We start from the raw sequence: 20,391 nt of genomic DNA, 5'->3' as shown, positions 1-20,391 counted from the left end.
CACTTCCGGCATGAACGTCTTCCAGCAAAGTACCGGGTTCTCCAGCCGCCTGTTCGCCGAACAGGCGCTGAGCCGCAGCGCGGGCGCGCCGCTGATCGGCGGCAATGCCGTGGAGTTGCTGATCGACGCACGCGCGCACTTCGACGCCTGGCTCGCCGCCATCGCAGGCGCGCGTCGCCACGTGTTTCTCGAGAACTACATCATTCGCGACGACGCGGTGGGTGGCGCGTTCCGCGACGCGTTGGTCGAACGGGCGCACGCGGGCGTGTTCGTGGCGGTCATCGCGGATTGGGGCGGTTGCCTCGGGCAGTCGCGCGCGTCGTTCTGGAACCCGCTGCGCGAGGCAGGTGGACAGGTCCGCATCTACAACCCACCACGGCTGGGCAGCTCGTTCGGCTGGGTGAGCCGCGACCACCGCAAGGTGTTGGTGGTAGACGGCACGGTGGGTTTTCTTTCGGGTGTATGCATCAGCGAGAAATGGTTGGGCGATCCCGACCGCAACGTGCCGCCCTGGCGCGATACGGGCGTGGCACTGCGTGGGCCGGCCGTGGCGGAGATCGAACACGCCTTCGCGGATAGCTGGGCGCAGGCGGGCGAGCCGCTGCCCAACGACGAACGGCTGGCAGCGCTTCCGGACATGCCGATGCCCGGCGACGTCTCACTGCGCGTGATCGCGACGCAGCCGAGTACCGCAGGCATGTACCGGCTCGACCAGATGGTGGCCGCGATGGCCCGGCAGACGCTGTGGCTGACCGATGCGTATTTCGTCGGTGTGGCGCCGTACGTGCAGGCCCTGTCCGCGGCCGCGCGGGATGGCGTGGACGTGCGCCTGCTGGTGCCCGGCAGCAGCGACATCCCGATGGTGGCAAGCATGTCGCGATCCGGTTACCGGCCGCTATTACAGGCGGGCATTCGCGTGTTCGAGTGGAACGGATCGATGCTCCATGCAAAGACCGCCGTGGCGGACGGCCGTTGGGCACGCGTGGGTTCGTCCAATCTCAACATCGCCAGTTGGCTCGGCAACCGCGAGATCGACGTGGCGATCGAGGATGCCGGTTTCGCGGGGCAGTTGGCCGCTCAGTACGAAAAGGATCTGGAAAACGCGACGGAAATTCTTCTCGGTGGCCGGCGTCGGCGCTCGCGCAATGAGCGCATGCGCTACCGGTCGCCGAGACCGCCCCGCCCGCACCGCGCGGGCGGCAGTTCCAGCCGCGCAGCCGCCGCCTCGTTGCGCATCGCCAACACCGTGGGTGCCGCGATCACGCAGCACCGTGTGCTTGGCGATACCGAGACCGGGCCGTTGCTCGCTGGCGCGGTAACGGCGGTGGTGCTCACCGTGATCGGCGTGCTCTGGCCGGCAGCGATTGCCTGGCCACTGGCGTTGATCGGCGCCTGGTTCGCCGTGAACCTGTCGGTGAGTTGGTGGACCCTCCGCCGGCGGCGTCGGCAGCGTGCTGCCGAGGCGGCAACGACGCAGGATGCGCCGCGCTAGGACGGCCGGCGTGGCTTGAACTGCAGCGGCTGAGCTTCCGTCGGCGCGACGGCAGGGCCACAGCTGTTGCACGAACCGCAGCCATCGCCGCAGCTTCCCGTCGCCGCAGCCGGTTGCAGACGTCGACCGAGGGAACGCAGCGACGGCGCGCGTCCATCGCGATTGAGGCTGGCGGACACATGCGCCAGCACGCGCGTCGAGGTCTTCGGCAGCAGCTTGCGGAACGCCATCCAGGCGCTCGCCGCAACGATCGTGCCGATGACCACGCCCTGGACCCACTCGAACGTGGTCATGTCAGCGCCCTCGCGATCTGGTAGGTGGCCAGCGAGGCCAGGTACGCCAGGCCGAAGAGATACCCGGCAGCGACGGCCACGTTACGCCAGGAGTTCGTTTCGCGGCGGATCACCGCCAGCGTGGACATGCACTGCGGCGCGAACACGTACCAGGCGAGCAACGACAGCGCCGTAGCCAGCGACCACTGGTGCGAGATCACCGGGCCCAGCTGCGATGCCAATGCATCGTCGCTGCCGGACATGGCATACACCGTTCCGAGCGCCGCCACGGCGACTTCGCGCGCGGCCAGACCCGGCACGAGCGCGATGCAGATCTGCCAGTTGAAGCCGATCGGCGCGAATACGTATTCCAGCAGCCGACCGAGGCGTCCGGCGATGCTGTAGTCGATGGCAGGCTGCGTCGCGCCTTCCGGCGGCCCAGGAAAACTGGAAAGGAACCACAGCAGCACGGTGAGCGCGAGGATGATGCCGCCCACGCGCTTGAGGAAGATCACGGCGCGTTCCCACAGCCCGAGCGCGATGTCGCGCACGTTGGGCAGCCGATACGACGGCAGTTCCATGATGAGCGCGTGCTCGCTCTTGTCCTTGCGCAGCCGCTTGATGACGAACGCCACTCCCAGCGCACTGAAAATGCCCGCGAAGTACAGCGTGAACAGCACGATGCCCTGCAGGTTGAACACGCCAGCCACGGTGCGATCGGGAATGAACGCGGCGATCAGCAAGGTATAGACCGGCAGGCGCGCCGAACAGGTCATCAGCGGCGCCACCAGGATCGTGGTAAGACGGTCGCGCGGGTCCTGGATGCTGCGTGTGGCCATGATGCCGGGGATGGCGCAGGCAAAACTCGACAGCAGCGGAATGAATGCCCTGCCCGTCAGGCCCACGCGGAACATCATGCGATCGAGCAGGAAGGCAGCACGAGGCAGATAACCCGACTCCTCGAGCACGAGGATGAAGAGGAACAGGATGAGAATCTGCGGCAGGAACACGAGCACCGCACCCAGGCCCGCGAACAGGCCGTCGTTGAGCAGGCTGTGCAAGGCGCTGCCTTCCGGAAGGAACCCGGTGACCGTGGTACCCAGTGCGGCAATGCCTGCCTGGATGGCGTCCATCACGGGCTGGGCCCAGGAGAACACCGCCTGGAAGACGAGGAACATCAGCGTGGCGAGAATCGCCAGGCCAAAGACGGGATGCAGCACCCAGCGATCGATGGCGTCGTCGAGCGCAACCGTGTCGCGCGGCAGCGTCACCGTGTCGGCCAGGATCGAACGCACCTCGGCATGCAGTTGTTCGACGGTGGCCTCGTCGATCGGCGCGGGCGTCACCTTGGGCACGCTGGCGTCGATGCGTTCGATCAGCGCCTGCGCGCCGCCGCGCTTGACCGCGATCGTCTCGACCACCGGCACGCCGAGACGGCGCGACAAAGCGTCGACGTCGATGACGATGCCACGACGGCGCGCGGCATCCATCATGTTGAGCGCAAGCACCACCGGGCGACCCAGGCGGCGCACTTCGAGCACGAAACGCAGGTGCAGACGGAGATTCGTCGCATCCGCCACGCAGACGATGAGGTCCGGTGCGGCTTCGCCTGGGTAACGGCCATAGCAGACATCGCGGGTGATCGCTTCGTCGGGACTCGTCGCTTCGAAGCTGTACGCGCCCGGCAGATCGAGCACATGCAGCGTGCGTCCGGAGGGGGCCACGAAGCGGCCTTCCTTGCGCTCGACCGTGACACCCGCGTAATTGGCGACCTTCTGCCGCCCGCCGGTGAGCTGGTTGAACAGCGCCGTCTTGCCGCAGTTCGGGTTGCCCACCAGGGCGATGCGCATGGCTGTGGCGCTCATGCGGCGTCTCCTACGGATACGTCGACGCGCGCCGCCTCCGCCTTGCGCAGGGCGAAACGTGTGGAACCGATCTGGATCAGCAACGGATCGCCCCCGAGCGGGCCGCGAGCCACCAGGCGCACCGGCTCACCCGCAACGAAACCCAGATCGCGCAGTCGCTGGGCGATCGGATCGGAAGGATGGGCATCGGTAACGGACTGGACCACGGCGTTGGCACCTTTCGGCGCGTCTGAGAGGCGCACAGCGGATACTCAAATAAGAACTGTTCGCATTATATGCCTTTACAGGGAGGGCTGCATCCAATCCAGCGGGGCAACCGGACGAAGCGACTGTGGGAGCCGCCATGGCGGCGAGAAGCCAACGAGCGATGAAGCCGTGACGCAACTCCCTCGCCGCTGTAGCGGCTCCCACAACGCCCCAAAACCGGTTGTGCTTTGGTGGGAGCCAGCCTGCTGGCGATGGGTGCTTGCGGCGAGCACCCATCGCCAGCAGGCTGGCTCCCACCGTGGGTACCGTCCCTAAGGCTGGGTCCACCGCAGGTACCGTCCCAAGGCTGGCTCCCACCGCCGGTACCGGCCCCTTATGATGGCGGGCTGAAAACAGGAGTGCCGCCATGTCTGCTGTCGAAACGATCCGCCGGGATGCCGTCGTCCATCTGGTCATGAACCGTCCAGAGATTCACAACGCCTTCGACGACGGCTTGATCGCCGACCTCACCGCGGCACTCGTGGCGGTGGACGCCGATGAAAGCGTACGGGCCGTGGTGCTTACCGGCGCGGGGGCGAGCTTTTCCGCGGGCGCCGACATGCGCTGGATGCGCGGCATGGCACAGGCCAGCGAAGCCGAGAACATCGAGGACTCGCTGCGCCTCGCGGCGCTGATGCGTACCCTGCAGTTTCTGTCGAAGCCCACCATCGCCCGCGTCAACGGCGCCGCGTTCGGCGGCGGCGTAGGCCTCGTGGCCTGCTGCGACATCGCCATCGCGTCCGAAGGAGCGAAGTTCGCCCTCTCGGAAGTGAAACTGGGCCTGGTGCCGGCAGTGATTTCGCCCTACGTCGTGGCGGCGGTGGGCCTGCGCCAGGCGCGCCGCCTGTTCCTCACTGGCGAGGTCTTCGACGCCGCTGCCGCGCTCGGCATGGGCCTCGTGCACGAGACCGTGGCGACCGATGCCCTCGACGCCGCCGTGGACCGCGTACTGGATCTGCTCGCCAAGGGCGGCCCGGTGGCTCAGCGCGAAGCGAAGCGCCTCGCACTCTCCATGGGCGGCATGGTGCCGGAGACCATGGAGCACACCGACGCGACCAACGCCGCGCTCATCGCCCGCCTGCGCGTCTCGCCGGAGGGCCAGGACGGCCTCTCCGCCTTCCTAGCGAAGTCGCGGCCATCCTGGTTGCCTTGAACCTGCGTCAGCCCAGGACCGCCGGGAGATCCTTGCCGATCTTTTCCGGCGTGTCGGTCGGCGCGTAGCGATCCACGACCTGACCTTCGCGATCGACAAGGAACTTGGTGAAGTTCCACTTGATCGCCTCGGTGCCGAGCAAGCCTTTCTTCTCTGCCTTGAGCCAGCGATACAGCGGATGCGCGTGCTCGCCGTTGACTTCGACCTTGGCGAACATCGGGAAGCTCACCTCGTAGGTCAACGAGCAGAACCGGCGAATCTCGTCTTCGTCGCCAGGCTCCTGGTGACCGAACTGGTCGCAGGGAAAGCCCAGCACCTCGAAGCCGCGGTCGTGCCACGTGCGGTAGAGCTCTTCCAGCCCCTTGTACTGCGGCGTGAATCCGCACTTGGAGGCCACGTTCACCACCAGCAACGTCTTGCCACGAAACTCGGCGAGCGAGCGCTCCTTGCCGTCGATATCGCGCGCTGAAAAATCGTAGATACTGGACATGAGCGGATTCCTGCTGAAGGGTGTCGCACAGTCTACGCCGCGACGCCGGGAAGCGAGGCGCCGGGCATCGCCGGGTTCGGCTACCATGGCCGTCTTTCCGGCCAAGAGCCTCTGCCCGTGATTCGTTTCGCCGCCGCCTCCAAGTCCTATCGCGTGAACGGGTCCACCGCTCCCGCGCTGCATCCGGTCGATCTCACGATCGAGGCGGGCGAGGTGTTCGGCATCATCGGTCATTCCGGTGCCGGCAAATCCACGCTGCTGCGGCTCATCAATCTCCTCGAACGCCCGACAGCGGGCCGCGTGTTCGTCGACGGCCGTGACGTGACCGACGCGCAAGGCGCCGAGCTGCGCCGTCTGCGCGCCGGCATCGGCATGATCTTCCAGCACTTCAACCTGCTTTCGTCGCGCAGCGTGGCCGACAACGTGGCGTTCCCGCTGCGTCTGCAAGGCGGCATGACCGAGGCCGCCGTGGCCGAGCGCGTCGCCGAGTTGCTGGGCCTGGTCGGCTTGTCCGCGCACGCGGATAAATACCCCGCACAGCTTTCGGGCGGCCAGAAGCAACGCGTCGGCATCGCGCGTGCGCTCGCCACGCGGCCGTCCATCCTGCTCTGCGACGAAGCCACCAGCGCGCTCGATCCGCAGACCACGGCTTCGGTGCTGGAACTGCTGGCCGACATCAACCGTCGCCTCGGCCTCACCATCGTGCTCATCACGCACGAGATGGACGTGATCCGCCGTGTCTGCGATCGCGTAGCCGTGCTCGATGCCGGACATGTCGTGGAGATGGGCTCGGTCGCCGACGTCTTCCTGCATCCGCACCATCCGACGACGCGTCGCTTCGTGGCCGAAGCCGACCATCGCGAAGGCCGCGGCCCGGAATTCCCCGGCGTCTCAGGGCGGTTGTTCCGCCTGTCGTTCCGCGGTGACGCCACGTATTCGCCGCTGCTGTCGCGCGTGGTCCGCGACACGGGCGTCGAATACAACCTGCTGTCGGGCCGCGTGGATCGCATCAAGGACGAGCCCTACGGACAGCTGACCCTCGCCATGCACGGCGAACGCCTGGACGACGCATTGGCGCAGATCCGCGCCGCCGGCGTCGACATCGAGGAAGTGAACCGATGAGCCCCATGCAGAATTTGTTTCCCAACATCGACTGGGCGGAAATCGCGCAGGCATGCGTCGACACGCTGCTGATGCTCGGCGGTTCGCTGCTCTTTACCCTCGTGCTCGGCCTTCCGCTCGGCGTGTGGCTGTTCCTTACCGCGCGCGGTCAACTGCATGCGCGACCGAAGCTCTACGCGGCCTTGTCGCTCGTGGTGAACGTGCTCCGCTCGATTCCGTTCATCATTCTCATGATTCTGCTGATTCCGCTGACGCAGGCGATCACAGGCGTCAGCATCGGCATCCGTGGCGCCATCGTGCCGCTGGTGATCGGCGCCGCCCCGTTCTTTGCCCGTCTCGTCGAGACGGCGTTGCGCGAGGTCGATCGCGGTGTCATCGAGGCAAGCCAGGCCATGGGCGCCACCACCGCGCAGATCGTCACGCGCGTGCTGCTCCCCGAGGCGCGCGCCGGCCTTATTGCGAGCACCACCGTCACGGCAGTGGCCCTTGTCGGCTACACGGCCATGGGCGGCATCGTGGGCGCAGGCGGTCTCGGCGCCCTCGCCTATCAATATGGTTACAACGGATACAAACCCGATTACATGCTGGTGACCGTCGCCCTGCTGGTCGTGCTCGTGCAGGTGTTGCAGTCCATTGGCGACCGTCTGGTGACGCGCTACAGCCGTCGCTGATTCCGCGCGCCCGTCTTTGCATCGGGCGGTATGGACGTCTATGCTGTCGCACCGCAACACAGCGATGGACGCCACCATGAAGAAGTACCTGCTTCCCTTCGCCGCCGCCCTCGCCATGCTCGTGGCGGGCTGTTCGAACGGTGGTGGCGACAAGGACGGCGGTGCTGCCAGCGCCAAGCTGACCGTCGCCGCTACGCCGGTGCCTCATGCGGAAATCCTCAAGGAGATCAAGCCATTGCTGGCGAAGCAAGGCGTCGATCTCGAGATCCGCGTGTTCACGGACTATGTGCAGCCGAACATGCAGGTCGCGCAGAAGCAACTGGACGTCAATTTCTTCCAGACCGAACCTTATCTCGACGCCTTCAACCGCGAGCGCGGCACCAATCTGGTGAAGGTCGTCGGCGTGCACATCGAACCGTTCGGTGCCTACTCGCGCAAGTACACGTCCATCGACCAGCTTCCCGATGGCGCCGACGTGGTGATCCCGAACGATCCGAGCAACAACAGTCGCGCCCTGCTGCTTCTGGCCCGGCATGGACTCATCACGCTCAAGCATCCCGACGATCGCCTCGCCACGTTGAAAGACGTCGTCGCGAATCCGAAGAAGCTCAAGTTCCGCGAACTCGAAGCCGCCATGTTGCCGCGCGTGCTCGGTGAGGTCGATCTCGCCCTCATCAACACCAACTACGCGCTGGCCGCCAAGCTCAATCCGGTGAAGGATGCCCTGCTGATCGAGGACAAGGATTCACCGTACGTGAACTTCCTCGTCGCGCGCCCCGACAACAAGGACGACCCGCGCGTGCAGAAGCTCGCGGCAGCGCTGACCTCGCCGGAGGTGAAGGCGTTCATCGAGAAGACCTACGGCGGCGCGGTACTGCCCGCGTTCTGATCCTCTCGCGAGCGCATCACGGCGGCGGCAGTTCGAACACCCGCCGCAGGTAGGCCATGTAGTCGGGGTCTTCGACGCCCATGCTCTTGCCTGGCGAGTCGGACAGCTTCGCCACGGGCTGGCCGTTGCAGCGGGTCATCTTGATGACGATGTTCAACGCTTGCGGCCCCACGTCGTTGGTGAGGTTGGTTCCCACGCCGAACGAAAGCAGGCAGCGTCCTGCGAAGTGTCGGTAGAGCTCCATCACGCGCGGGATGTCGAGGCTGTCGCTGAACACCAGCGTCTTCGTGCGCGGATCGACGCGGTTGTTCTCGTAGTGCGCGAGCACCCGGTCGCCCCAGCGGATCGGGTCGCCGGAGTCGTGGCGCGCACCGTCGAACAGCTTGCAGAAATACATGTCGAAATCGCGCAGGAACGCATCCAGGCCGTAGACATCCGACAAGGCGATGCCGAGATCGCCACGGTATTCGCGCGCCCACGCTTCCAAGGCAGCGGTCTGCGAATCGCGCAAGCGCGGCCCCAACGACTGGAAGGCCTGCAGGTATTCATGCGCCATGCTGCCGATGGGCACGAGACCGTTGCACATGGCAAACCACACATTGCTGGTGCCAGCCAATTGAGGCCCCAGCTCGTCTTTCAACACCGACAGCACTTCGCCATGCCATGCCTGGGAGAAGCGGCGACGCGTGCCGTAGTCGGCGATGCGTACCTGTTCGTACCCGGGCGTGTCGCGAAGCATCGCGATCTTCGCGCGCAGCCGCGCCCTGCCCTCGTCGAGCGACGTGCCGGGATGGTTGGCGCGGAAATACAGCTCGTTGACGATCGCGAGCAGTGGCACCTCGAACATGATCGTGTGCAGCCATGGCCCGGAGATCACGATCTCGATCTCGCCGGGCGCCGTCGCCGAGGGCTCGATGCTCACGTATTTCGCGTTGAGCTGGAACAGGCCGAGAAAATCCACGAAATCGCTGTGGATGAAACGCAGGCTACCCAGATACGCCAGTTCCTCCTCGGTGAAACGGAGGCTGCACAACGCGGCCAGCTCGTCGCGGATCGAACCGATCAGCGGCACGAGGTCGATGCCAGGCGTGCGGCAGCGGAAGCGGTATTCCACCTGTGCGGCGGGATACTGATGCAGCACGACCTGCATCATCGTGAACTTGTAGAGGTCGGTATCGAGCAGCGAGCGAATGATCATGCGCTGGCGCCGGTGGCGGCGATCTGGCGAGCCACAGCGTCGACGAAGGGTTCGGTACCCGGCCATGAGGTGATGCGACCAAGCTTCCTGCCGCGGTGGAACAGAAAAAACGCAGGAATGCCATGCAGGCCGAAACGCGTCGCCATGGTGGGGTCGTCGTAGACGTTGTCGTGCAGCCAGCGCACTTCCGGCCAGGCGAAGCGTTCCGGCGTGAGCAGCATCTGCCGCTTCGCGATGTCGCAATTCGGGCAATCGCGCCCCCACAGGAACAGGATGACGATGCGGTTGTCGTCCATCGCGAGATCGGCATCGAGGGCCTTGTCCACGATGCGTTGCATCGGGAAGCGCTGGAAGAACTCGGGCACGCTGGTATCGGCCATGGGAGCGAATCCGTGATCGGGTCGAAGGCACGAGGTGGGGGCGTTGCCGCCATAATTCGAGGGTAGCGCGACATTCCGCCACCGCGCCAAGCCTCGAAGCCCAAGGACATCCTGTGCGCCCCCCTCCCCCTCTCCTCGGCATCGTTCTCTTCGCCCTTGCCGGCATCGCTTCGGCTGCCACGCTCACCCTCGACACGGGCAGCGGGCAGCGGACCCTGACCACGGAGACGCTGCTCCGCCGGGCCGACGCGCAAGACATCCTCGTACCGGACGACGTGGCCTACCATCGGGCCATGCGCTACCGCGCCGTGCCGTTGAAGGCCCTGCTGGCGGGCGTGGCGCCGGACGCGCACCTGCAGTTCGTGGCACAGGATGGATTCTCTGCCGAGATACCGGCCTCGCTGGTCTTCGAGGGCCACGGCGCGGAAGCCTGGCTGGCCATCGAGCCGCCAGGCAAGCCCTGGCCGCCGCTGGCCGAAGGCAAACCGACCGCCGGGCCGTTCTATGTCGTATGGCAGCGTCCTGCCGACGGCCATGTCGGCCCGGAACAATGGCCCTACCAAGTGGCGTCCATCCAGGTGCGGGCCGACCCCGCCGCGCGTTTTCCTGCCATGCGGCCTGCGCCCGACCTGCCGGCCAATGCGCCGGCACGGCGCGGCTTCGCGGTATTCCAGCGCAACTGCATCACCTGCCATACCCTCAATGGTCAGGGTGACGCGAAGCTGGGGCCGGATCTCAACATCCCGCACAACCCGACCGAATATCTGCGCACGGACATGCTACGCACGCTCATCCGCAATCCCCAGGATCTGCGCCATTGGCCGCAGGCGAAAATGCCCGGCTTCGACCGCGCTACGCTGTCGGATGCGGATCTCGACGACCTCATCGCGTACCTGACGCACATGGCGGGACGGAAGGCGGCACCAGCCCCTGCAACTCCACCCAAGCCCTGAATATCCTCGCGGCGCAGACATGCGCCGCGACGCGCCAAGGCCTGGTGGCCGTCGCTATGGCGCCGTGGTGGTCGAGGTGGCAGGTTGTTCGAGGCGCGTCAGCTCGCGCGTCCGCTCCGCTGGCGAAAGCCGGGAAAGGGTCTTCACACGCGCGAAGAACGCAGGCCATGAGCGACCGGACTCGTCGAAGATCGCTGCGAACGACGGCACCCACGTGTCGTACAGACCGAACGGCAGCAGGGTCGCATTGTTCAGCGGCCGCGCCATCCAGCGGTCGTAACGATGGTCACCGGCGGCATCGCTGTCGCGCCAGGCCAGATAACGTCCACGGAAATCCTCGAACGCTTCTGCCTTGGCGACGCGCTTGGCGTCGTCCGGCTCACTCGTCGCATAGATGGCTGCCAGCCGCTCGCGCAGAGCCAGCACCTGTTGGGTGAAGGATCGCTCCAGCGCGTCGCCCCGCTCGTCGGGCGGCGGTTGCTTGCGCGACTGCCGCCACTCGCGCAAGCCCTCACGCTCCACGAAGCTCGCGTACGATTCGTTGAACGCCGTATCGTCCTTCACGTAGATCTTCTGGTGCGCCAGTTCGTGGAAGATCGTGCCGGCCAGATCGTCGTCGTCCCAGCGCAGCATGCTGCTCAGGATGGGATCGGCGAACCAGCCTAGCGTCGAATACGCCGGCACCTCGCCGATGGCGACGTCATGACCGAGTGTGGCTTCGCGTGCCGCCTCCCTGTCGGCGAGATCCTTGCGGAAATACCCGCGATAGGCGACGCAGCCCGCGATGGGAAAACAGTGGGTGATCGGCGATACCGACAGCTCGGGCGTGGCGAACACGTTCCACGCCACCCAGGGCCTATCCAGCGCTACGTAGTACGTGTAGCTGCGGTTGTCCGGCAGGTCGAGCGCCCGCGAAGCGAAACGACGCGCTTCGCGGGCCTGTTCGAGCCGTTGCCGGGTCCGATCCGGTGTGGCCGGATCGGCCAGCACCGTGTCGATGGGTCGCCGCGCATGCAGCAGCGCGACCTGCCCATGGGTGACATGGGCGTAGTAGCCGATCGAACGGCAACCGGCGACGAGTACGAGACAGACGGCGAAGGCGAGGCGCATTCGCCGATTGTGTCGCAAGCGGCCGGTGTCAATCGAGCTGCCTGCCCCCGGTCATGGAACGCAGCACGCCATCCCTGCGGATCAGGCCGTGCATCAGCGCGGCGCCCATGTGCGCGAGGAAGGTGAGAAAGAACAGCCACGCCAGGTAGCGATGCGCTTCGCGAAGCCACGCGAACAACGCGGGATTCGCCGGCAGAATCTGCGGCAGGCGAATGCCTGCGCCCAACGTCACCGGGTAGTCGCCTGCGGACAACATGCCCCAGCCGATCAGCGGCATGGCGATCATCAGCGCGTACAACATCACGTGCGACCCATGCGCGGCCAGTTTCTGCCATACGGGAAGGTCGGCAGGCAGCGGCGGCGCCGGATGGGTCAGGCGGAAACCGAGGCGGATCAGCGCGAGCACGAAGATGGTGATGCCCAGCGGCTTGTGGATCGCGAGCAACCAGGTGTGTTTCGTCGACAGGGTGCTGACCATGCCCGCGCCGATGAAAAGCATGGCGAGAATGGCAATCGCCATCAGCCAATGCAGCACGCGGGCGAACGGGTGGAACATGTCTTCGCGGCTCATCGCTGCGGCTCCTTCGCACGCTGGGTGCCTGGCAAGTGGCCTTCCTCGCTGGTGCGGCGCAGGTAGGAGATGGCATAGGCCGCGGAACGCGCGGCCAGCAGCGGATCGTTCGAGACCTCCATGCCGCGCGGCAGGATGGTGGGGTCGTAGTTCACGTCACGGCAGGGGCCTTCGGCTTGCGCCTCCATGCGATCGATCACAATCGTGCCGGCGTCGACGGTCCGGCGATCCGACGGCCATGCCTTCGTGGCATCGTCCACGGGATCGTCAGGCGCGGCGAAGATCATCTGCAGGTGCCAGCGCAACGGACCTTCGCCGAGACGCTTTGCGAGATCGGCGGCGAGCAGGTCGGGATCGCCTGCGGCCGTGCCGCCGTCACCTGCCGGCGGCTGCTCCGGCACGACCTGCCAGCGCACCGCATGCCGCTGACCCGCCGCGTCGCGCAGGTAGAACGCATTGATGCTTCGATACGTCTCGGTAACGTAGCTGGCCGACGGCTTCGCCGACTTGAACCAGGCAAGAAACGCCGCCGTTTCCGGGTGGCCGGCGAAGAACGCCTTGACCTTGGCAGGATCGGGCTTGCCGGTGGCGGGATCGGGATGCGTCGCGAGCTGCTGCTCGAAGAACGCCAGCGGCGTCGACACGGGAAAGACCGGCATCGCGTTCATGCCGGTACGCCATTGCTCGCCGTCGGCGAGATCGAAACGCAGAGCGAAGCTGCGAATCGGAATGGAGTTGTCGGGAGCGTAGGGATTGCCACCGGGAATCGCCAGCCGGCCGACCACCGGCGTGCTGCGACCGGTCGCGAACAGGTCGGCGGTGGTCGCGTCGGCGAGGGCCCCGCTCGATTCGAAGCGGCCCGTGACACAGATGCCCTTGGCGTGGTTGCGCCGGAATCCGGGGTAAACCCCAGCGTTGGCCTGCATGGCGTCGATGACCCGCGCCGGGGTCACCCGCTTCGGGGCGAGCCAGCCTCCCACGTAGGCAAAGGCAGCGGCAACCGCGGCGACGATCAGGCCTATCAAGGCCCAGCGCCAGACGGTGCGGGTGGGGGGATGTGCGGAAGGTCCGGTCATCGGTGTCTACGTCCTCGTTCGGGTGGCGTTCCAGGGTGGGACGTGCGTCAGGGACTTTTATTCCCTCGAGGGGAATAATTCGTCGATCCGGGCGTCATATGTCCGAAGAACGCCCTGGCACGAGGCCCGGCATGCCCGACCCGCGAATCGACGAAGCCCTGCGCACGATGCTGCCCCGCCTGCGGCGCTTCGCGCTTTGGCTCGCCCGTGATGTCCACGCGGCCGACGACCTGGTCCAGTCCGCCGTCGAGCGCGCCCTGTCGCGGTGGCATACCCGCCGCGACGAGGAAAGCTTGCGCAGTTGGCTCTTCGCGATCTTGTACCGCTTGTTCCTCGACGGCAAACGACGCGCGACACGTTACACCGTCTTGCTCGGTTCGCTTCACGACGAGGAGGCGACCTGGCCTTCCGCCGAGCGCGTGACCGAGGCGAATGCCACCTTATCCGCGTTCGCCGCGCTGCCGGTGGAACAACGCAGCCTGCTGCTCTGGGTCTCCGTCGAGGGACTCAGTTACCAGGAGGTGGCGGACATCCTCCAGGTACCCATCGGGACGGTCATGTCCCGCCTGTCCCGCGCACGCCGCGCCCTGCGCCAGTTGGGCGAAGGCGAAACGCGCGCTCCTTCCCTGCGATTGCTGAAATGACCACCACGCCCCCGAGCGAACACGACATCCACGCCTACGTCGACGGTCACCTCGACGGGCCGCACCGCAGCGAGGTGGAGCGATACCTCGCACGGCATCCCGAACAAGCCGAGGAGGTCCAGGGCTGGCGCCAGGACGCGCAGCAGTTGCGCGCCTTGCTCGCGGGCGACCTTGCCCCTGCCCCGGCGCTCGACCCGGACCTGGTGCGCGCCAGGGCGCGGCAGCGCCGCAGGACGCGCTGGGCCATGGCAGCAAGCCTGTTTCTTTGCCTGACCCTGGGTGGCATCGGCGGTTGGGCCGCGCGCGGCATGGGCAGCGGCCGCGCGCCCATGGCCGACGCCATGCAGGCCTATCGCCTGCTCGCGCTGGACCATGGCGTCGGCATGGACATCACCACCGGTAACGAGAACGACCTGCGCGCCTGGCTCGCCGGCCGGGTGGGTTCCGATGTTCGCCTCCCCGACCTCGCCGATGCCGGCTTCCGCCCCATGGGCGGACGGCTGTTCGCCACGGATCAGGGGCCAGCGGCCATGGTGCTTTACGACGACGGCGACGGGCACACGGTGAGTTTCTACGTGCGACCGCCCGGCCCGGCGCGCCACCTGCTCTCGCCCGGCGAACGGGAAGAAGGCGGTCTGCTCGCCAATTACTGGTCGTCGGGCGGACACAATTACGCCGTGGTCGCGATGGCCGATCGCGCCGGCCGCAGTGCGGCCGAGCGCGTAGTCGGCAAGGCCATCTGACACGCGGCTGGCAGCCGCGAGGCGGCTGCGGCGGCTCAGCGCTCGCGCAACTCGCCTGCGTGCAGTTCCAACGTGCGATCCATGCGTCCTGCGAGCCGCGAGTCATGCGTCACGAGCACGAAGCTGGTGCCGATCTCGCGATTCAACTCGAGCATCAACTCGTAGACATGCGCCGCGTTGGCTTCGTCGAGGTTGCCCGTGGGCTCGTCACCGAGCACGCACGCGGGGCGCGTGACCAGTGCGCGTGCCACGGCACACCGCTGGCGTTCGCCGCCGGACATCTCCGCAGGCCGATGCCGCAGGCGAGCGCCGAGGCCGACGCGTTCGAGCAACGCCTTCGCGTCCTTCTGCGCCTGCGCGATGGACACGCCGCGAATGAGCAGCGGCATGCAGACGTTCTCCAGCGCGGTGAACTCGGGCAGCAAGTGGTGGAACTGGTAGATGAAACCGAGCGAACGGTTGCGCTCGCGGCCACGCTCGGCATCCGAAAGCTCGGACAGCACGCGGCCGTTCACTTCGACCTTGCCACCGCTGAGCGTGTCGAGGCCGCCGATGATGTGCAGCAGCGTGGACTTGCCGGAGCCGGAGGCGCCGACGATGGCGAGTGTCTCGCCACGACGCAGCGCAAAGTTCACGTTGGAGAGAACCCCGGTACGCAGGTCGCCCTCTTCGTAGACCTTGGCGACGCCAGTGGCGCGCAGGACGATGTCGTCGTTGGGCTTATTCATAGCGGAGCGCCTGAGCAGGCTGCGTGCGCGAGGCGCGCCAGGCCGGATAGAGCGTGGCCAGCAGGGAGAAGGCAAAGGTCACCAGCACCACCCAGCCCACGTCGGACCAGAGCAACTGGCTCGGCAATTCGCTGATGTAGTAGACGTCCGGCGACAGGAACGTCTGGCCGGTGACGTGCTCGATCCACTTCACGATCGCCGGCAGGTTGAGCGACAGCAGCGCGCCGAGAAGCACGCCGAAACCGATACCGACGATACCCACGAGCACGCCCTGCACCATGAACATGCCCATGATGCTGCGCGGCGTGGAGCCCAGGGTGCGCAAGATCGCGATGTCGGCCTGCTTGTCGGTCACCAGCATCATCAGCATGGAAATAAGGTTGATGACTGCCACGAGGATGATCAGCGAAAGGATGATGAACATCACCTTCTTCTCCATGTCGATCGCACGGAAGAAGTTGGCGTGGGTATCCATCCAGGTTTCGATGCGATAGGTCTGACCGAGCTTGTTCGCCAGATCCTGCGCAACCGGCCACGCTTCACGCATGTCGTCCAGCTTCAGGCGAATGCCGGTAGGCCCGTCGAAGCCGTTCAGGCGTTCGGCGTCCTGCATGGAAATGAGCGCGAGGTTGGCGTCGTATTCCTGCATGCCAAGCTCGAAGATGCCGCTGACGGTGAAGCTGCGCAGCTTGGGCACGGCGCCCATCGGCGTGGCGGTGAACTGCGGCACGACCACGGTCACCTTGTCGCCGACCTGCACGCCCAGCGTCACGGCAAGCTCGCGACCGAGCACGATCTTCCAGCTACGGTCGGTCAGATCGCTCATCTTGCCCTCGACCATGTGCTGATCGATGTCCGACACGTTCGGCTCCATCGAAGGCACGATGCCGCGGATCAGTGCACCGCTGGGTCGCCGGGCCTGGAGAAACGCCTGGATCTCCACGTACGGCGCGGCGCCGCGCACGTGCTTGGTAGCCTCCGCCGTCTTCACCGCCGCCTGCCAGTTCTGCACGGTTTCGTCGATGCCGGACACCGTGACGTGCGACACCGCCCCGAGGATGCGATTGCGCAGCTCGCTGTCGAAGCCGTTCATCACCGACATCACCGTGATGAGTGCGGTGACGCTGATCCCGATGCAGATGATCGAGACGGTGGAAATGAAGGAAATGAACTGATTGCGGCGCTTCGCGCGCGTGTAGCGCAGTCCGATGAAGAGCTCTAGGGGTCTGAACATACCTGTCGACAACAGCCTTTGATGAGGGGGCCCGCCACGAAAGGCATGCGCCGCGCGGCAGAGTGCCCGATGCGGACAGCGGGGGCAAGCCGATCGGGCCGCCGCCAGTCACGAGGCTCAGCCACCGGACAGACTACGCGCCTTCGCGCCTCGCCCGCGAGTCGGCCACTTTCGTGGCCGGCGTGCCTACGCTGCGGGCCGTATGCAGGCGCGCCCGGAGGCGCCTAAGCTCGTCTGCGGGCGCGTTGTCCGCCAATAGCGCCACGTGAACTGCACCGCCCGACCAACGTAGGTGAAGGAACACGGCACCCGCAACGATCCGCGAATCGCGCAACTCCGCCGTCGTGCCGGAGCCATCGGCGAGCGTCACATGCCATACGTCGGCGGCGGACCAGCCCAACGCCGCCACGGCCGGACGATGAAACGCCCGAAGCCGCCACGCACCGACGCCCGCTATGACGAGCGCGAGGCTGAGCCGACAGGACCAGGGTAAGCCGGCAAACAGAGGTGCGGCCGTCGCGAGGACCACCACGACCACCGCCAGCAGGATCAGTGTTGGCGAGGGACGAACGTCAAAGCTGATGGCGTGCGCGGATGTCATCGATGATGGCCTGCCAGTCGTCGCGCGGGGCGCGGGCATGGCCCATTACCCAATCCCAAAGATCGGGATCCTGCACGTCGAGCAGTTCATCGAAAGCCAGTCGCGTCGCTTCATCGGCGTCGGCGAAGCGCTCATCCAGCCAGCCGCCGAACAGGCGATCGAGCTCACGCGTTCCCCGGCGGGTACGCCAGCGCAGGCGCTTGAGGCGGGCTTCATCCATCGTGCGAAGGCTCAAATGTCATTGTAGGAGCCGCCATGGCGGCGAGGGATTCGTGCGAAACCGTCGCAAGAATGCTCTCGCCGCCATAGCGGCTCCTACAGCGTTGCGGTGGACCGTCAGGTCCAGGTGTCTTGGACCGTCAGGCCGAACGGCGCTGCACGATCAGCTTCTTGATCTCCGCGATCGCCTTCGCCGGGTTGAGACCCTTCGGGCAGGTGCGCGCGCAGTTCATGATCGTGTGGCAGCGATACAGCTTGAACGGGTCTTCGAGGTCGTCGAGGCGATTGCCCGTGTCCTCGTCGCGGCTGTCCACGATCCAGCGATAGGCCTGCAGGAGGATGGCCGGACCGAGGTAGCGGTCGCCGTTCCACCAGTAGCTCGGGCAGGACGTGGAACAGCACGCGCAGAGGATGCACTCGTAGAGACCGTCGAGCTTCTTGCGGTCTTCCGGCGACTGCAGGCGCTCCTTGTCGGCCGGCGCCGGGCTCTGCGTGCGCATCCACGGCTTGATCGACGCGAACTGCGCGTAGAAGTGCGTGAGGTCGGGCACGAGATCCTTGACCACCGGCATGTGCGGCAACGGATAGATGTTGACCGTGCCACTGCCGCAGTCCTCGATGGCCTTCGTGCATGCCAGCGTGTTCGTGCCGTCGATGTTCATCGCGCACGAACCGCAGATGCCTTCGCGACAGGAACGACGCAGCGAAAGCGTCGAGTCGATTTCGTTCTTGATCTTCAGCAGGGCGTCGAGAACCATCGGCCCGCACGTATCGAGGTCGACCTCGTAGGTGTCGGTACGCGGGTTCTGGCCGTCGTCCGGCGTCCAGCGGTAGACCTTGAAGGTGCGCACATTCTTCGCGCCCTTCGCCGGGAAATGCTTGCCGGCCTGGATCTTGGAATTCTTGGGTAGCGTGAACTCTGCCACGATTGCCTCTCCGGTCCGGTATCAGTAAACGCGCTTCTTCGGCGGCACCACTTCGACGTCGTTCGTCAAGGTGTACATGTGCACCGGGCGGAAGTCGAAACGGGATTGTCCTGCCTCGTCGACCCAGACCAGCGTGTGCTTCTGCCAGTCGTGGTCGTCGCGGTCCGGGAAGTCCTCGCGAGCGTGGGCACCGCGGCTCTCCGGGCGCTGCTCGGCCGAATGCATGGTCGCCACGGCCTGCGCGAGCAGGTTCGACAGCTCAAGGGTCTCGATGAGGTCGGAGTTCCAGACCAGCGAGCGATCGCTCACCTTCACGTCCTGGAACTTGGTGAAGACCTCGGAGATCTTCTGCGAGCCTTCCTTCAGCGTCTCGCCCGTGCGGAACACGGCGGCGTCCGACTGCATGGTCTTCTGCATGTCGGCGCGGATCTGCGCGGTCGGCGTGCCGCCATCCGCGTAACGCAGCGCGTCGAACCGGCCGAGGGCCTTGTCCAGCGCATTGGCGGGCAGATCGCGGTGCGGCGTGCCCGGCTTGATCAGCTCGGCACAGCGGTGCGCGACGGCACGGCCGAACACCACCAGGTCGAGCAGCGAGTTGGAGCCGAGGCGGTTCGCGCCGTGGACCGACACGCAGGCTGCCTCACCGATGGCGAACAGGCCCGGGACGACCGAGTCCGGGTTGTCGTCGCGCTTGGTGACGACTTCGCCGTGGTAGTTGGTCGGGATGCCGCCCATGTTGTAGTGGACCGTCGGCAGGACCGGGATCGGCTCCTTGGTGACGTCGACACCCGCGAAGATGCGCGCGGACTCGGCGATACCCGGCAGGCGCTCGTGGATGACCTCGGGACCGAGGTGCATCAGGTTCAGGTGGATGTGATCCTTGTTGGGACCCACGCCACGACCTTCGCGGATCTCGATGGTCATGGCGCGGCTGACCACGTCACGCGACGCGAGATCCTTCGCATTCGGCGCGTAGCGCTCCATGAAGCGCTCGCCCTCGGAGTTGGTGAGGTAACCACCCTCGCCGCGGACGCCCTCGGTGATGAGGCAGCCGGCGCCGTAGATGCCGGTCGGATGGAACTGCACGAATTCCATATCCTGCAGCGGCAGGCCGGCGCGCAGGACCATGCCGCCGCCGTCGCCCGTGCAGGTGTGCGCGGAAGTGGCGCTGAAGTAGGCGCGGCCGTAGCCGCCGGTCGCCATCACCACGGCGTGGCCGCGGAACAGATGCAAGGTGCCTTCGTTCATGTCCAGCGCGAGCACGCCCACGCAGACGCCGTCCTCGAACACGAGGTCGATGGCAAAGTATTCGATGAAGAAGGTGGCGTCGTGCGCGAGCGCCTGCTGGTAGAGCGTGTGCAGGATCGCGTGGCCCGTACGGTCGGCCGCAGCGCAGGTACGCTGCGCGGTGCCCTGGCCGTAGTGCGTGGTCATGCCACCGAACGGACGCTGATAGATCTTGCCTTCCTCGGTACGCGAGAACGGCACGCCGTAGTGTTCCAGCTCGATGATCGCGGGAATGGCCTCGCGGCACATGTACTCGATCGCGTCCTGGTCACCGAGCCAGTCGGAGCCCTTGATCGTGTCGTAGAAGTGGAAACGCCAATCGTCTTCGCCCATGTTGCCGAGCGCGGCGGAAATGCCGCCCTGCGCCGCCACCGTGTGCGAGCGGGTCGGGAAGACCTTGGTGATGCACGCCGCCTTGAGGCCCTTCTCGGCAAGGCCGAAGGTGGCGCGAAGACCCGCACCGCCTGCACCGACCACGATCACGTCGTACTTGTGTTGTTGAACCTTGTAGGCTTCCATCG

Annotated in this window: 23 protein-coding genes; 8 read left to right on the top strand and 15 right to left on the bottom strand. The window is 66.1% G+C overall.

Translation table 11 applies throughout. The features are described from left to right. Positions 1-10 precede the first annotated feature (10 nt). Positions 11-1,492, top strand: a complete 1,482-nt coding sequence (locus BT115_RS01380) for a phospholipase D-like domain-containing protein (protein WP_072320767.1) — start codon at positions 11-13, stop codon at positions 1,490-1,492. Here the strand turns inward: BT115_RS01380 and BT115_RS01375 are convergent. The 3 genes from BT115_RS01375 to BT115_RS01365 are packed head-to-tail and all read right to left on the bottom strand — an operon-like array spanning position 1,489 to position 3,871. Further along, positions 1,489-1,785 carry a DUF6587 family protein gene (locus BT115_RS01375; RefSeq protein ID WP_072320766.1) on the bottom strand — a complete coding sequence of 99 codons (297 nt, stop codon included), beginning with the start codon at positions 1,783-1,785 and terminating at the stop codon, positions 1,489-1,491. The two genes, BT115_RS01380 and BT115_RS01375, sit on opposite strands and share 4 nt — an antisense overlap. After that, positions 1,782-3,629: a ferrous iron transport protein B gene (gene feoB, locus BT115_RS01370; protein ID WP_072320765.1), complete on the bottom strand. Its 1,848-nt coding sequence runs from the start codon at positions 3,627-3,629 to the stop codon at positions 1,782-1,784. Before feoB ends, BT115_RS01375 begins: the two co-directional genes overlap by 4 nt. Further along, positions 3,626-3,871 (bottom strand): FeoA family protein, encoded by a 246-nt coding sequence (locus BT115_RS01365; RefSeq protein ID WP_072320764.1) that lies wholly within the window; start codon positions 3,869-3,871, stop codon positions 3,626-3,628. Before BT115_RS01365 ends, feoB begins: the two co-directional genes overlap by 4 nt. 371 nt (positions 3,872-4,242) lie before the next feature. Between BT115_RS01365 and BT115_RS01360 the strand changes: the two genes are divergently transcribed. Then, the gene (locus tag BT115_RS01360; RefSeq protein WP_072320763.1) at positions 4,243-5,028 is read left to right on the top strand and encodes an enoyl-CoA hydratase-related protein; all 786 of its coding nucleotides are present in this window, start codon (positions 4,243-4,245) and stop codon (positions 5,026-5,028) included. A gap of 7 nt (positions 5,029-5,035) precedes the next feature. Here BT115_RS01360 and BT115_RS01355 read toward each other — a convergent pair whose 3' ends face one another. After that, on the bottom strand, positions 5,036-5,518 hold the full coding sequence (locus BT115_RS01355) for a glutathione peroxidase (RefSeq protein ID WP_072320762.1): 483 nt from the start codon (positions 5,516-5,518) through the stop codon (positions 5,036-5,038). Between the two features lie 117 nt (positions 5,519-5,635). On the opposite strand from BT115_RS01355, the gene BT115_RS01350 reads away from it, so the two are divergent. From BT115_RS01350 to BT115_RS01340, 3 genes are all read left to right on the top strand, one after another. Further along, on the top strand, positions 5,636-6,640 hold the full coding sequence (locus tag BT115_RS01350; RefSeq protein WP_072320761.1) for a methionine ABC transporter ATP-binding protein: 1,005 nt from the start codon (positions 5,636-5,638) through the stop codon (positions 6,638-6,640). Beyond that, entirely contained in the window at positions 6,637-7,311 is a 675-nt protein-coding gene (locus tag BT115_RS01345) for a methionine ABC transporter permease (protein WP_072320760.1), read from the top strand. Before BT115_RS01350 ends, BT115_RS01345 begins: the two co-directional genes overlap by 4 nt. A gap of 76 nt (positions 7,312-7,387) precedes the next feature. Continuing rightward, positions 7,388-8,200 (top strand): MetQ/NlpA family ABC transporter substrate-binding protein, encoded by an 813-nt coding sequence (locus BT115_RS01340; protein ID WP_072322179.1) that lies wholly within the window; start codon positions 7,388-7,390, stop codon positions 8,198-8,200. Positions 8,201-8,216: 16 nt separating this feature from the next. On the opposite strand, the gene pncB is transcribed toward BT115_RS01340, so the two are convergent. Together pncB and BT115_RS01330 are read right to left on the bottom strand one after the other, a co-directional pair. Then, on the bottom strand, positions 8,217-9,398 hold the full coding sequence (pncB, locus tag BT115_RS01335) for a nicotinate phosphoribosyltransferase (protein WP_072320759.1): 1,182 nt from the start codon (positions 9,396-9,398) through the stop codon (positions 8,217-8,219). Next, entirely contained in the window at positions 9,395-9,778 is a 384-nt protein-coding gene (locus BT115_RS01330; protein ID WP_072320758.1) for a thioredoxin family protein, read from the bottom strand. Before BT115_RS01330 ends, pncB begins: the two co-directional genes overlap by 4 nt. Positions 9,779-9,891: 113 nt before the next feature. Between BT115_RS01330 and BT115_RS01325 the strand changes: the two genes are divergently transcribed. Continuing rightward, entirely contained in the window at positions 9,892-10,731 is an 840-nt protein-coding gene (locus BT115_RS01325; RefSeq protein WP_177257342.1) for a cytochrome c, read from the top strand. Positions 10,732-10,785: 54 nt separating this feature from the next. Here the strand turns inward: BT115_RS01325 and BT115_RS01320 are convergent, their stop codons facing one another. The 3 genes from BT115_RS01320 to BT115_RS01310 are packed head-to-tail and all read right to left on the bottom strand — an operon-like array spanning position 10,786 to position 13,488. Next, positions 10,786-11,841 carry an aminopeptidase gene (locus BT115_RS01320; protein WP_083527227.1) on the bottom strand — a complete coding sequence of 352 codons (1,056 nt, stop codon included), beginning with the start codon at positions 11,839-11,841 and terminating at the stop codon, positions 10,786-10,788. Positions 11,842-11,869: 28 nt separating this feature from the next. After that, the gene (locus tag BT115_RS01315) at positions 11,870-12,412 is read right to left on the bottom strand and encodes a cytochrome b (RefSeq protein ID WP_072320756.1); all 543 of its coding nucleotides are present in this window, start codon (positions 12,410-12,412) and stop codon (positions 11,870-11,872) included. Next, positions 12,409-13,488: a catalase family peroxidase gene (locus tag BT115_RS01310; RefSeq protein WP_072320755.1), complete on the bottom strand. Its 1,080-nt coding sequence runs from the start codon at positions 13,486-13,488 to the stop codon at positions 12,409-12,411. The genes BT115_RS01315 and BT115_RS01310 overlap by 4 nt, the downstream gene beginning before the upstream one ends. Positions 13,489-13,619: 131 nt before the next feature. Between BT115_RS01310 and BT115_RS01305 the strand changes: the two genes are divergently transcribed. Continuing rightward, positions 13,620-14,132 carry a sigma-70 family RNA polymerase sigma factor gene (locus BT115_RS01305; protein ID WP_072320754.1) on the top strand — a complete coding sequence of 171 codons (513 nt, stop codon included), beginning with the start codon at positions 13,620-13,622 and terminating at the stop codon, positions 14,130-14,132. Further along, on the top strand, positions 14,129-14,875 hold the full coding sequence (locus tag BT115_RS01300) for an anti-sigma factor family protein (RefSeq protein WP_072320753.1): 747 nt from the start codon (positions 14,129-14,131) through the stop codon (positions 14,873-14,875). Before BT115_RS01305 ends, BT115_RS01300 begins: the two co-directional genes overlap by 4 nt. Positions 14,876-14,910: 35 nt before the next feature. Here BT115_RS01300 and lolD read toward each other — a convergent pair whose 3' ends face one another. From lolD to sdhA, 6 genes are all read right to left on the bottom strand, one after another. Beyond that, positions 14,911-15,603 carry a lipoprotein-releasing ABC transporter ATP-binding protein LolD gene (gene lolD, locus BT115_RS01295; RefSeq protein ID WP_072320752.1) on the bottom strand — a complete coding sequence of 231 codons (693 nt, stop codon included), beginning with the start codon at positions 15,601-15,603 and terminating at the stop codon, positions 14,911-14,913. Beyond that, complete coding sequence (locus BT115_RS01290; protein ID WP_072320751.1) at positions 15,596-16,837, bottom strand: lipoprotein-releasing ABC transporter permease subunit; 1,242 nt, start codon at positions 16,835-16,837, stop codon at positions 15,596-15,598. Before BT115_RS01290 ends, lolD begins: the two co-directional genes overlap by 8 nt. Positions 16,838-16,970: 133 nt before the next feature. Further along, positions 16,971-17,438: a hypothetical protein gene (locus BT115_RS01285; RefSeq protein ID WP_072320750.1), complete on the bottom strand. Its 468-nt coding sequence runs from the start codon at positions 17,436-17,438 to the stop codon at positions 16,971-16,973. After that, the gene (locus BT115_RS01280; RefSeq protein ID WP_072320749.1) at positions 17,410-17,658 is read right to left on the bottom strand and encodes an FAD assembly factor SdhE; all 249 of its coding nucleotides are present in this window, start codon (positions 17,656-17,658) and stop codon (positions 17,410-17,412) included. Before BT115_RS01280 ends, BT115_RS01285 begins: the two co-directional genes overlap by 29 nt. Positions 17,659-17,797: 139 nt before the next feature. Further along, entirely contained in the window at positions 17,798-18,583 is a 786-nt protein-coding gene (locus tag BT115_RS01275; RefSeq protein ID WP_072320748.1) for a succinate dehydrogenase iron-sulfur subunit, read from the bottom strand. A gap of 21 nt (positions 18,584-18,604) precedes the next feature. Continuing rightward, positions 18,605-20,389: a succinate dehydrogenase flavoprotein subunit gene (sdhA, locus tag BT115_RS01270; RefSeq protein WP_072320747.1), complete on the bottom strand. Its 1,785-nt coding sequence runs from the start codon at positions 20,387-20,389 to the stop codon at positions 18,605-18,607. Between the last annotated feature and the right edge of the window lie 2 nt (positions 20,390-20,391).

Origin of the sequence: Luteibacter sp. UNCMF366Tsu5.1, assembly GCF_900119235.1 — a bacterium.
In the GTDB taxonomy this organism is placed as follows: Bacteria; Pseudomonadota; Gammaproteobacteria; order Xanthomonadales; family Rhodanobacteraceae; genus Luteibacter; species Luteibacter flocculans.
The sequence above is the reverse complement of the archived record's forward strand: the minus strand, read 5'-3'. Positions and strand labels throughout refer to the sequence as shown.

Bases quoted from the DNA above. Each gene is read 5' to 3' on its own strand.
- sdhA (WP_072320747.1), bottom strand. From the start codon at position 20,389: ATGGAAGCCTACAAGGTTCAACAACACAAGTACGACGTGATCGTGGTC.
- BT115_RS01310 (WP_072320755.1), bottom strand. From the start codon at position 13,488: ATGACCGGACCTTCCGCACATCCCCCCACCCGCACCGTCTGGCGCTGG.
- BT115_RS01280 (WP_072320749.1), bottom strand. From the start codon at position 17,658: ATGGATGAAGCCCGCCTCAAGCGCCTGCGCTGGCGTACCCGCCGGGGA.
- BT115_RS01290 (WP_072320751.1), bottom strand. From the start codon at position 16,837: ATGTTCAGACCCCTAGAGCTCTTCATCGGACTGCGCTACACGCGCGCG.
- BT115_RS01380 (WP_072320767.1), top strand. From the start codon at position 11: ATGAACGTCTTCCAGCAAAGTACCGGGTTCTCCAGCCGCCTGTTCGCC.
- lolD (WP_072320752.1), bottom strand. From the start codon at position 15,603: ATGAATAAGCCCAACGACGACATCGTCCTGCGCGCCACTGGCGTCGCC.
- pncB (WP_072320759.1), bottom strand. From the start codon at position 9,398: ATGATCATTCGCTCGCTGCTCGATACCGACCTCTACAAGTTCACGATG.
- BT115_RS01345 (WP_072320760.1), top strand. From the start codon at position 6,637: ATGAGCCCCATGCAGAATTTGTTTCCCAACATCGACTGGGCGGAAATC.
- feoB (WP_072320765.1), bottom strand. From the start codon at position 3,629: ATGAGCGCCACAGCCATGCGCATCGCCCTGGTGGGCAACCCGAACTGC.
- BT115_RS01360 (WP_072320763.1), top strand. From the start codon at position 4,243: ATGTCTGCTGTCGAAACGATCCGCCGGGATGCCGTCGTCCATCTGGTC.
- BT115_RS01285 (WP_072320750.1), bottom strand. From the start codon at position 17,438: ATGACATCCGCGCACGCCATCAGCTTTGACGTTCGTCCCTCGCCAACA.
- BT115_RS01330 (WP_072320758.1), bottom strand. From the start codon at position 9,778: ATGGCCGATACCAGCGTGCCCGAGTTCTTCCAGCGCTTCCCGATGCAA.
- BT115_RS01315 (WP_072320756.1), bottom strand. From the start codon at position 12,412: ATGAGCCGCGAAGACATGTTCCACCCGTTCGCCCGCGTGCTGCATTGG.
- BT115_RS01320 (WP_083527227.1), bottom strand. From the start codon at position 11,841: ATGCGCCTCGCCTTCGCCGTCTGTCTCGTACTCGTCGCCGGTTGCCGT.
- BT115_RS01305 (WP_072320754.1), top strand. From the start codon at position 13,620: ATGCCCGACCCGCGAATCGACGAAGCCCTGCGCACGATGCTGCCCCGC.
- BT115_RS01300 (WP_072320753.1), top strand. From the start codon at position 14,129: ATGACCACCACGCCCCCGAGCGAACACGACATCCACGCCTACGTCGAC.
- BT115_RS01340 (WP_072322179.1), top strand. From the start codon at position 7,388: ATGAAGAAGTACCTGCTTCCCTTCGCCGCCGCCCTCGCCATGCTCGTG.
- BT115_RS01355 (WP_072320762.1), bottom strand. From the start codon at position 5,518: ATGTCCAGTATCTACGATTTTTCAGCGCGCGATATCGACGGCAAGGAG.
- BT115_RS01375 (WP_072320766.1), bottom strand. From the start codon at position 1,785: ATGACCACGTTCGAGTGGGTCCAGGGCGTGGTCATCGGCACGATCGTT.